The 10,462-nt window shown below is 57.8% G+C and carries 9 protein-coding genes; all 9 read right to left on the bottom strand.

The window, feature by feature from the left end; genetic code table 11:
• Positions 1–301: 301 nt before the first annotated feature.
• Positions 302–2,092: an FAD-dependent oxidoreductase gene (locus FYJ63_RS04705; RefSeq protein WP_154544252.1), complete on the bottom strand. Its 1,791-nt coding sequence runs from the start codon at positions 2,090–2,092 to the stop codon at positions 302–304.
• A 103-nt stretch (positions 2,093–2,195) separates the two neighbouring features.
• Positions 2,196–2,645 (bottom strand): DUF3052 domain-containing protein, encoded by a 450-nt coding sequence (locus FYJ63_RS04700; RefSeq protein ID WP_154544250.1) that lies wholly within the window; start codon positions 2,643–2,645, stop codon positions 2,196–2,198.
• 45 nt (positions 2,646–2,690) lie between these two features.
• A complete protein-coding gene (locus FYJ63_RS04695; RefSeq protein WP_154544248.1) occupies positions 2,691–3,188 on the bottom strand; it encodes a DUF3145 domain-containing protein in 498 nt (165 codons plus the stop codon).
• A 168-nt stretch (positions 3,189–3,356) separates the two neighbouring features.
• Complete coding sequence (gene def / locus FYJ63_RS04690) at positions 3,357–3,851, bottom strand: peptide deformylase (protein WP_154544246.1); 495 nt, start codon at positions 3,849–3,851, stop codon at positions 3,357–3,359.
• On the bottom strand, positions 3,851–5,737 hold the full coding sequence (locus FYJ63_RS04685; RefSeq protein ID WP_154544244.1) for a proline--tRNA ligase: 1,887 nt from the start codon (positions 5,735–5,737) through the stop codon (positions 3,851–3,853). The genes def and FYJ63_RS04685 overlap by 1 nt, the downstream gene beginning before the upstream one ends.
• A gap of 122 nt (positions 5,738–5,859) precedes the next feature.
• The gene (locus FYJ63_RS04680) at positions 5,860–6,117 is read right to left on the bottom strand and encodes a DUF3046 domain-containing protein (protein WP_229769967.1); all 258 of its coding nucleotides are present in this window, start codon (positions 6,115–6,117) and stop codon (positions 5,860–5,862) included.
• 235 nt (positions 6,118–6,352) lie between these two features.
• On the bottom strand, positions 6,353–6,685 hold the full coding sequence (locus FYJ63_RS04675) for a helix-turn-helix domain-containing protein (protein WP_154544313.1): 333 nt from the start codon (positions 6,683–6,685) through the stop codon (positions 6,353–6,355).
• A gap of 191 nt (positions 6,686–6,876) precedes the next feature.
• Positions 6,877–7,560 carry a CDP-diacylglycerol--glycerol-3-phosphate 3-phosphatidyltransferase gene (pgsA, locus tag FYJ63_RS04670; protein ID WP_154544242.1) on the bottom strand — a complete coding sequence of 228 codons (684 nt, stop codon included), beginning with the start codon at positions 7,558–7,560 and terminating at the stop codon, positions 6,877–6,879.
• On the bottom strand, positions 7,553–10,444 hold the full coding sequence (locus FYJ63_RS04665; protein ID WP_154544286.1) for a DNA translocase FtsK: 2,892 nt from the start codon (positions 10,442–10,444) through the stop codon (positions 7,553–7,555). The genes pgsA and FYJ63_RS04665 overlap by 8 nt, the downstream gene beginning before the upstream one ends.
• Positions 10,445–10,462 lie beyond the last annotated feature (18 nt).

Genomic DNA, 10,462 nt, shown 5'->3' with positions numbered 1-10,462 from the left:
TGATCCGAGATTTCTATCCCAAAGGCACCGACTTCAGAAAAATCAGCGACGACGACATCACAGAAATGCAACACCTTCTAAACATCCGCCCCCGCGAAACCCTCGGCTGGCAAAACCCCGCCGAAGCACTCAATGTTGCACTCACCACTTGACACCGCAATAATGGCAGTGCGGGCGATATTCTCCTGGGTTAGGACCGGGTAGCAGTGGTCATACCCTTCCGGTTTTGCTGACCCGCGACTGCTTCGCGTGAGTTTTTGAGGGCGAGCAACAATAGGTCTGACCCCGTCGTAGCGAGTAATTAATGCGCCACAAAAACCGGATTATCTTCAAAAGCCTCATCCGCCACCGTGTTTGCGGCAATGTATCCAAACACGAGCGCCGCCCCAATCGAGGTACCGCCGGCGGTATAGGTGTGGCCGATAACTGATTTCGTGGTATTCCCTGCGGCCAATAGACCCGGGATTACCGAGCCGTCTTCGCGGGTCACACGCGCCTTCGGGTCAATCACGAGCCCGCCGGAAGTCCCGATATCGCCTGGGTACACCTTGGTGGCATAGAACGGCGCTTTCTCAAGACGCCCGAGAGACGGGTTCGGGCGGTGGTACCGATTGGCGTAGAAACGATCGTGTTCATTTTCGCCGCGGTGGAAGTCCTCATCAATTCCCTTGTCGGAGAAGACATTGAACCGCGCCACGGTCTCTTCCAACGCATCAACCGGGACATCGATTGCTGAAGCCAACTCACTCAAGGTCTCGCGACGCACCAGCGCACCGGACTCGTAGTATTCCTCCGGTAGTTCCAGTTTCGGGAGGTGACCGTAGGCGAAGAAGTATTTATCGCGGAACTGCTGGTCGAAAATCAGCCAGGCTGGCATGTTCTCCGCATCGCCCTCACCCTTGCCGAAACGCCCCCCGTAAAGCCCCTGACCAGCGGTGCAGTAAGGCAACGCTTCGTTCATGAAGCGCTTGCCCTTACCATTTACCATCAAAGTGTGGGGCAGGGAGCGGTCGGGGACGATGAAACGTTCCTCGTCTTCGATAACAATCGGCTGGAACGCGTCCGTGCGTGGCAGGGAGATGACCGGGGACCAGATAGCGTCTGCCATATTGTCAATGGCCGCGCCGTGAGCCATCCCGATTTCGATGCCGTCGCCGGTGTTGCCTTCCACGCCGACCGTCCAGGTTCCGGTGATGGGGTGGCGTTGATATTTCTGGCGCATGGCTTCGTTTCTCTCGAATCCGCCGCAAGCGAGAATGACGCCGTGAGTGGCGTTTATCTGGAAACGTTTTGGCCCTTGTTGCAAGACGACTCCCGTCACCCGCTCGTTCTTCTTGGAGTCCCCGCCGAGCACGTCCACGAGCGCCGTTTCGAGCTTCACTTCCACACCGGCCTTGAGGCAGGCGTGCATTATGGCGGCGGTGAGTCCCGCTCCCATAGTTAGTGGCCGCACGCCTTTGGCGAAATGCTTCAGGTTTCGCCAGGCGAGTTTGATGCCGCGCCACCAGGGCCTGGGGTCAGTAAGGGCCAACAGGAGATCTGCCGAATCGTAGGAGTTCAGATCCATCGGCACCATTGGCTTGAAGTAGGCTTTGACGTGGGTTTTCTCCCACTTTCCCAAGAGGCGCGAGTCGAAGGCTCCGGCCTCAACCCCGCGACCGGTTTTGGCTGCGCCGGGAGCGTCAAGCCAATAGTCGGGATAGCCTTCCATCCGGCGAAACTCGAGGTGAGGGCAGGATGCGGTCAGGAAATCCAGACATTTCTTTCCCTCCTCGAGGAAGGCATCTATCATTTCATCCGAGGTGCAATCCCCGACGGTGGCTTTCAGATATTGGCGGCCGAGTTCTGTCGAATCGGAGCCACCGAGTCGGGTAAAGACGTTGTTGCCGGGAACCCACACCATGCCGGCCGATTTCGAAGTGGAACCGCCCCACTCTTTACTTTTCTCGACCATAAGAACCGACAAGCCGCGGCGAGCTGCCGCCAGGGAGGCGGACAGTCCGGCAGCGCCGGAGCCGATCACGACGACATCGTAGGTGTCACGGGAGGGTTGACCATGGGATTTTCTAGCAGAAGACTTCTTTGTGTTCATGTCTTTAATGCTACCTCTCTGGAGCGAAAGTTTTTAGGGCTTTAGACCCCAGTTTGTGTTCGATTATTAACAAATTGATTAGGGGTGGGCTTCCACAAGGGTTTTAGCGTTCGCTGGCTCGCGCCAAGAGACGAATCCCCAACCAATCGGGAGAAACATGGGAGGAAGACATGACGCGAAGGCCCGCGGTTTGAGTGGCTTCTTCCACAAACTGGGTGTCCACCGAGTTTTTCGAGCCCGCTTTCGGGACAAACACCCAGATGAGGCCCCCGTTGTCAAGGTTGCCCGAGGCATCGACGAGGAGATCCGCGAGGTCATCGACTTCTCCGTCTTCGGCTCGCCACCAGATTATGGCTCCATCGGAGACATCGCCGTAATCTTCGTCTACGAGTTCGGATGCGATGGCTTTCTCAATGATCTGGCGAAGGTTCTCGTCTGCGTCATCGTCGTAGTAGAACTCCTGAATGATTTGTCCGGATTGGAAACCAAGGCTCTCATTGCCGTGGTCTTTGTGAGGAGATTGCGCCTTGGCGGCGGAATCAGTTTTTGTCATGTTTTTAGGATATATGAATTTCCGCTCTTTCGCGGGGATTTAGCATCAACCCACTTTGTGGAGGTATTTGACCGGCGCCCCGACCCCGGCCCAGCGGTAGGGTTCGAGTTCCTCGTCCCAGGCTCGACCGAGCGCCACATCCAGGTCGCGGCGCATTTGCACCGGATCATCGGCGTGTTCCAGCGCGGCAAGAATCCGACCTTCCGGCACCACCACATTCCCCACGGAGTCGGTTTGGGCGTAGAAAATGCCGAGATCGGGGGTGTGCATCCACCGACCGCCATCGGTTCCCGGGGCGGCATCCTCGGTCACTTCATAGCGAAGATGTTCCCAACCGCGCAGACCGGAGGCGAGGCGCGCCCCGGTTCCGACCGGACCGACCCAAGAGAATTCGGCGCGAAAAAATCGCGGGTCTGCGTCTTGCACCGTCCAGTCCAAGTTCACTTCCTGGTTGAGGACAGCACTAGCAGCCCACTCGATATGAGGACAAAGCGCCCTTGGCGCCGTGTGGATAAACAGGACGCCGCGCGTGTACTGATTCATGGTTACCTCCTGTTGTCGGGGACAATCCCCAAGCCGGTGTTGCGGCTTCCCCTCCGAACACCGAATCACAACGGGGTAACTCTATTTTCTATTATGCGCGATAAACCCTTGTTTCGCCAGTTAATTTCGCGGTGAGTTAAAAATGGGTCATGGGGACGTTGTTTTGACTCACAGATCCATCTTGCGAATCTTCTGCAAAGCCTCTTTGCGGAATTTTCGCTCTAACTTGTCGATATAAAGTGTGCCCTCCAAATGGTCACACTCATGTTGGAGGCAGCGTCCCATGAGCTCTTCGCCCTCGACCACGACGGGCTTCCCATCAAGGTCAATGCCTTCCACCCGCGCATACCAAGCCCTCTCGGTGGGGAAAAACAGTCCCGGAACCGAGAGACAGCCCTCATCGCCGTCTTGATATTCATCCTCGGAAACCTCAACGAGTTTCGGGTTCAAAACGTAACCAATCTCGCCGTCAATGTTCCACGAGAAGGCGCGAAGGCTCACCCCAATCTGGTTGGCGGCAAGCCCCGCACGACCATCCTCATCCACATTCTCGAGCAGATCCTCGACCAGTTGTCGAACCCCCGGATCGCTGGGGTCCTTAATCCAATCACACGGCGTGCGCAACACGGGGTCGCCCACGACCCTAATTTCCCTAAATGCCATTACTCCATTCCTTCCTCTCCCTGGTCCAACTCCCACTGGTCCGGTTCACCAACCAGCTCCGTCGAGGTTCGCGCGAGGGCCGTCTTTTCCAGCTCGCCCTTGATGCGTTCCACCAAAGCGGTCACCACGGCATCCGGCGCCACGTCCTCCGCCGTCCCCGCCTTACGGTCACGAATCTCGACTTTCCCCTCGGCCAGTCCCTTGCCGACCACGAGAAGATACGGCATCCCCATCAGCTCCGCATCCTTGAATTTCACGCCTGCTGAAGCCTTCGGACGGTCATCGTAGAGCACCGAGACTCCCGCATCCTCTAGCTCACGCGCCAGCTTCTCGGCCACTTCGAAAACCTCCGAGTCCTTACCGGTCGCCAACACGTGAACCTGGAAAGGCGCCACATTGACCGGCCAAATCAGCCCCTTGTCATCGTGAGAGTTTTCCGCAACGGCTGCCACGAGTCGCGACACTCCGATGCCGTAAGACCCCATGGTGACCACCTGTGCCTTGCCGTTTTCATCCAAAACGGTCAAGCCCAGCGCTTTAGCGTATTTCCGCCCCAAGGCAAAAATATGCCCAATCTCGATTCCGCGTTCCAAAGTGAGCGGCCCGGAACCGTCAGGAGCCGGATCACCTGGGAGAACCTCCGCGGCTTCCACCGTTCCGTCAGCCTCGAAATCCCTTCCGGCCACGAGATTGAAGACGTGCATTCCTTCCTCGTTCGCGCCGGTAATCCAACGGGTGCCGGAGACAACCCGCGGGTCAAGCAAATACCGCGGGGAACCCGCAATATGTCCCTCCTCGTCCACCGTCCGCCGCGGCGAGTTCGGGCCAATAACCTGCGGCCCGATATAGCCGGGCACTAAATCCGGATAGGCCTTCAAGTCCTCCGGCTCTGCCATCCGCACTTCTGCCGGTGCCAGCGCCGCCTCGAGGCGCTTCATGTCGACCTCGCGGTTCCCCGGCACGCCCACCACGAGAACCTCCGAGCTCCCGTCCGGCTGTTGGGCCACCACCACAACATTCTTCAAAGTATCGGTGGCCTCCCAAGGGCGATCTTCGCGCGGATACAATTTATTGGCCTGAGCCACCAGGGTTTCAATCGTGGTCGAATCCGGAGTCGGGAGAACCTTCGCCTCCGGAGCGTCATCAAAAGGAATCGCGTCCGGAACCGGCGTCGTCACGGCCTCGGCGTTCGCGGCGTAGCCGCCCGGAGACTTCACGAAAGTATCTTCCCCAATCTCGCAGGGGAACAAGAACTCCTCGGAGGCCGAGCCGCCCATCGCCCCACTCATCGCCTGGCAGATCACGAAATCTAGGCCGAGTCGGGTATAAACGCGCCGGTAGGCTCCGCGGTTCAACTGGTAGGAATGCGCCAGTCCCTCATCGGTCAAGTCAAAAGAATACAGGTCCTTCATGACGAACTCGCGCCCGCGGATAATGCCGGCTCGGGGCCGCGCTTCGTCGCGGTATTTTTCCTTGATTTGGTAGAGCAAGACAGGAAGGTCTTTGTAGGAGCTGTAAAGGTCTTTCACAATGAGGGTGAACATTTCCTCGTGGGTCGGCGCGAGGAGATAGTCTCCTTCCTTGCGGTCTTTTAGTTTGAACAAACTCGGGCCGAATTCTTCCCACCGGTTGGTCGCCTCGTAGGGTTCGCGCGGCAGCAGCAAAGGGAACTGGAGTTCTTGGCCTCCAATGCGATCCATTTCCTCGCGCACGATATTCTCAATGTTGCGAAGGACTTTCAAACCCAGCGGCAGCCAGGTGTAGATGCCGGGGGCGGCGCGGCGAATATAGCCCGCACGGACTAAGAGTTTATGGGAGTCGACTTCGGCTTCGACGGGGTCTTCACGAAGCGTTCGCACGAAATACGAGGACATTTTGTTTAACATTCCCCAAGTTTATCGCGTATCCAGGCGATGGCTTAAAAGCGGAGCGGTCGGGGACGTTTTCGGTTTTGCGAAAAAGGGCTAAGCGAATGGAGCAAAGTGGAACTGTCCCCAAGACTGCGTAGCTACTTACGTTTCAGATCGCGCCGATGCCAGAAAAGGTTTTCCTCGGTGTCACGGTCGGTTTCTCGCAGCAAAGCCTGCCAAACTTCCAAGGGATCCGCGCCTTTATCCAAGGAAGCCTCAGCGGTGGCTCCGAATTCGGTCAGCACTTGGTCGGTAACCAAAGATACCCCGAGCCCGCGCGGAAACACCGCGTCAACGGCGGCATTGAACATGGAGCGGGTCATACCCCGCGAGGCGGGACCAGGAGCTTTGGGCATAGATAAAGGCTACCAGCTTTGGTGATTCTTGGATTTTCGCAGGGCTTATAGTCGCGGTTAGTTACGTAACTCGTGCGATTTTGGCAATCAGTGCCATATATGGCAGCGGTAGCCAAAATCGCACGAGTTAGCGAAGGGTCTCCGAGTATAAGAAGCTAAAATCTTCGGTCCCAAGGCGGTAAAAAGCGGGTTGCCCCCGAAAAGAGGCAACCCGCAAAAGTATTTCGGCGAAACTTTAAATCGCCGGCGTGAGGTCTTCGATGAGATCGTCCGGGACGGATTCGGGGACAAAAACGCCTTCCTGCAAGGCGATTCGGTCGGCCACTTCGCGCAAAACGAAACTCACGGGCGCATCGAGGGCGTAGCAAATCGAGGCCAACAACTCCGAAGAAGCCTCTTTCTGGCCGCGCTCCACTTCAGACAAATACCCGAGAGACACCTTCGCCTTGGCGGAAACGTCACGCAGCGTCATACCACGGTTTTGTCGCAGGTCACGCAACACTTCGCCCAACTCGTGGCGCAAAATGGGCAATCCAGTCTTGGAAGCAGCGTGAGAAGTCGAACTCATGGGTTTAGGATATCGCTTTTTCACGTCCAAACGCACATTCACGAGGCGCGAATCCAGGGAACGAGGATTCACCCGAGAGCCGCGGACTCCGGGGCGTCGCATTGCCGGGGGCAGGGTCATGTTTTTGAAATTCAGGTCTTGGTTCATCACATTGATATTAACAAGCACCGATAAGTTTTTATTCCCGCATTCTATTCTGCTTTTGTCCCGCTCGCCGTTCCATTCACCGATTCGCTCGCTGCCCCCCCGGAAAATTTTATCGCCTCGACTACATAGACGAGTCCACTCATAACCGTGAGAATCACGACAAGTACCATCAAAAAGATCGTGACTCCTATACTCCCGTCCCGAAAGTCGCTACCCCATTGCTGGAAAAGGTAGTGATTTATCATCTCCCACGGCAGCAATATCCAAATAATACACGCCATCTGGGACACAGTTTTCCACTTGCCCCACCAATTCGCCGGCATCACGAAACCGCGGCGCACCAGGAAAAGCCGCATCACGGTAATCCCGAGTTCACGCACCAACACGATTATTGTGACCGCCCAAAACCACCACAGATTGATTTGAATCGCCAGCATTACAAAAGCACTCAACACCAACGCCTTATCCGCGATCGGGTCTGCGAGCTTCCCGAAGTTAGTTACGAGATTGAGTTTGCGCGCGAGCGTCCCGTCGAGTTTATCAGTCAAAGACGCCACGATGAACACCACGAAGGCCCCCAGTCGGCTGGGCTCGGTATCTACCCACATCAGCCAGATAAACACCGGCACCAGCACGAGGCGAATCACGGTCAAAACGTTGGCAATATTGAGGTTCGGAGCCTGATGTTCCGCGGTTTCGGGGGTGGGTTGCAATGGCGCGTCACTCATCTTTATCTCCAAAGGGGATGGGCTCGGTGTCGGTTTCCTCGTCACGCTCCAGAATCTCCGCGACGTTTACCCAGCGGTTGGTTTCGGTGGCGGGTTCTACGTGTGCGGTGGCGCGTGCCTCGGCAAGTTCAGCGGCGGGTGCGTCGTTATCTTCTACGATCTGTTCGTCGACCGGTTCAGTTGTGGATTCATTAAATGGCATCCCGATTAATGAAGCTTCATCCAAAGTCTCTCCGCTGGCATCTTCTTCTTCCGGCTCCGCCGGAAGCTCCTCGACTTCCCCGCGCAGCAAAGCCAAAACTCCGGGCAGGTCCTCGTTGGAAACCAGCACTTCGCGCGCCTTCGACCCCTCGGAAGGCCCGACAATCTCGCGAGATTCCAGGAGATCCATCAACCGCCCCGCCTTGGCAAATCCCACGCGGAGTTTCCGTTGCAACATCGAAGTCGAACCAAACTGGGTAGAAACCACGAGTTCCGCGGCCTGCAGTAGCAAATCTAAGTCATCGCCGATGTCCTCAGCGACCTTCGGCTCATTCGACTTCGCTTCCGCAGTCACGCCCTCGCGATAAACCGGATCCATCTGGGCTTTCACGTGAGCCACAACCCGAGCAATTTCTTCTTCAGAAACCCAGGCGCCTTGGACACGCTTCGGCTTCGACTCCCCCGCCGGTAGATAAAGCGCGTCCCCTTGCCCAATCAGCTTCTCCGCTCCGGACTGGTCGAGGATAACGCGGGAGTCCTGGTTCGAGGACGTCGCAAAAGCCAAACGCGAAGGCACATTGGCCTTGATGATTCCCGTCACCACGTCGACGGAAGGTCGCTGGGTCGCCAAAACCAAGTGAATCCCCGCGGCGCGACCGAGCTGGGTGATGCGCTGGATTGAGGCCTCCACGTCGCGGGGCGCTACCATCATCAAATCCGCGAGCTCGTCGACCACAACGAGGAGATACGGCATCCATTCCGGTTCAAAACGAGCCTCGGGAAGTTTTTGAATCTTCCCCGCCGCGAGCGCCTTGTTGAACTCATCCACGTGACGATACCCGTAGTTCGACAGCGTGTCGTAACGTGTGTCCATCTCCGCGACACACCACTCGAGAGCCGCCGCGGCCTTTTTCGGGGAAGTAATAATCGGCGTAATCAGGTGCGGAATCCCTGCATAAGCCGTGAGTTCGACCCGTTTCGGGTCAACGAGAATCATCCGAACCTGACCCGGGGTTGCGCGCATCATAATCGAGGTAATCATCGAGTTGATAAACGAGGACTTACCGGAACCGGTGGCGCCTGCCACCAGCAGGTGCGGAGTCTTCGCGATATTCGTCAAAACGTAGTCGCCCTCGACGTCCTTGCCGACGCCGGTCACCAAGGGGTGAGTCAGCCGCGCGGCCGCATCGGAGCGCAACACATCTCCGAGGAACACGTTTTCGCGGTCGGCGTTCGGAATCTCGATGCCGATAGCGGATTTTCCGGGAATCGGCGAGAGAATCCGGACCTCCGGGGAAGCCACCGCGTAGGCGATATCTTTGGACAGCCCCTCTACTTTCGAGACTTTTTCCCCCGCTCCGAGCGTGATCTCGTAGCGGGTCACGGTCGGGCCGCGAGAAAAGCCGGTTACTTCCGCGCCCACGTTGAACTGGGCAAAGACATTGGTGAGCGCCTCGATGACGCGGTCATTCGCCGGAGAGCGTTTGACGTGTTCGGGTCCGACCGCGAGCAGGCTCGGGTTGGGCAGCCGGTAGTCAATCAGGTGACCGAGTCCGGTCTTCGTATTCGGGGCTTCAAAAGCGTCTTTATCAGCACTTTGATCGGTTTCAGTCGCGGCGGGTTCGGCGCCGGCTTTATGTTTGCCACGTGACTTCACGGCGTCGAGATTGGGGGCGGCGCTCGCTGGGGCCGAAGTTGGGGCCGCCGCTGGGGAGGCTGCGGGGCTCTGGGCTGGGGAGATGACCTGGGTGGCGCCAGTCGCGTCTATCGAGCCGGCGGCTCCATCCGCTCCGGCGTCAGGCATCACGGTAGTCGCACCGTTGGCGCCAGCAGCGCCGGTAGTGGCCGTCTTCGGGGCAGTTTGCTGCGGGCCTCGCGGGGATCCCATGACGGTGGTTCTATCGGCGGATTCAGCAAGGGCCTCTGGGGCGGAGTGGCGCTTCCACGGTAAGCGAGAGTGCGCCGGCATGACCTCGGTTGCTCCGCTGATATCGACGGCATCTTGCTCCTCGCCTGTAAATTCGGGGTCACCCTTGTTGAATCCCAACTTGTCTCGCACCATAGCAACCAAAGTGGCGGCGGGAATCCCACCCGTAATCAGCACCCCGATGAGACCCATGATGACCAGCATCGGTTGGGCTCCCCACGGGGAGAACAACACGCCTAGAGGGTGGCCGAAAAACCAGCCGAGCAGTCCTCCTGCCGCCATGATTCCCGGGAAATTCTCCATCGGCCAAGGCAAGCCGCGCGCCACGTGAACCATTCCGGAAACTGCGGCGAGAATCGTGAACAGGCCGACGAGAATCCGGACTTCGACCGCGCCGGTAGCGGCCTGAGCCTCCGGATCGGCTTGGGCGCGACCGCGACGAAAAAGCCTGACAGCAATAACTACGAATAAAACCGGCAGAACTACAGCAAAAAGCCCGAACAATCCGGCAAATGCTTGGTGAATCGCGTCCCCGGCAACTCCGGAAAGGCCGAACCACTCCCGCAAGGCCACCAAAATGGCCACCGCAATACAGATTAGCGCGGCAATATCGCTCTTGACCTGCGGGTCAAGCGCGGGTGAGACTTCCACCAGTTCGGGCGCGGACTTCTGCGAGGCGCCGCTCCGAAAGTTCCGCGAGGTCGCTTTTGACCGATTCGCGGAGTTGGAGGAATTGCGCGGGGGAGTTTTTGTCATACTCATAGCAATTGAATC

Origin of the sequence: Mobiluncus porci, assembly GCF_009695935.1 — a bacterium.
GTDB lineage: Bacteria > Actinomycetota > Actinomycetes > Actinomycetales > Actinomycetaceae > Mobiluncus > Mobiluncus porci.
Note: the sequence above shows the minus strand (reverse complement) of the source record. Positions and strands in the feature narration are given on the sequence as shown.

Coding starts and splice junctions, on each gene's coding strand:
- FYJ63_RS04705 (WP_154544252.1), bottom strand. CDS start 2,092: ATGAACACAAAGAAGTCTTCTGCTAGAAAATCCCATGGTCAACCCTCC.
- FYJ63_RS04700 (WP_154544250.1), bottom strand. CDS start 2,645: ATGACAAAAACTGATTCCGCCGCCAAGGCGCAATCTCCTCACAAAGAC.
- FYJ63_RS04695 (WP_154544248.1), bottom strand. CDS start 3,188: ATGAATCAGTACACGCGCGGCGTCCTGTTTATCCACACGGCGCCAAGG.
- def (WP_154544246.1), bottom strand. CDS start 3,851: ATGGCATTTAGGGAAATTAGGGTCGTGGGCGACCCCGTGTTGCGCACG.
- FYJ63_RS04685 (WP_154544244.1), bottom strand. CDS start 5,737: ATGTTAAACAAAATGTCCTCGTATTTCGTGCGAACGCTTCGTGAAGAC.
- FYJ63_RS04680 (WP_229769967.1), bottom strand. CDS start 6,117: ATGCCCAAAGCTCCTGGTCCCGCCTCGCGGGGTATGACCCGCTCCATG.
- FYJ63_RS04675 (WP_154544313.1), bottom strand. CDS start 6,685: ATGAGTTCGACTTCTCACGCTGCTTCCAAGACTGGATTGCCCATTTTG.
- pgsA (WP_154544242.1), bottom strand. CDS start 7,560: ATGAGTGACGCGCCATTGCAACCCACCCCCGAAACCGCGGAACATCAG.
- FYJ63_RS04665 (WP_154544286.1), bottom strand. CDS start 10,444: ATGACAAAAACTCCCCCGCGCAATTCCTCCAACTCCGCGAATCGGTCA.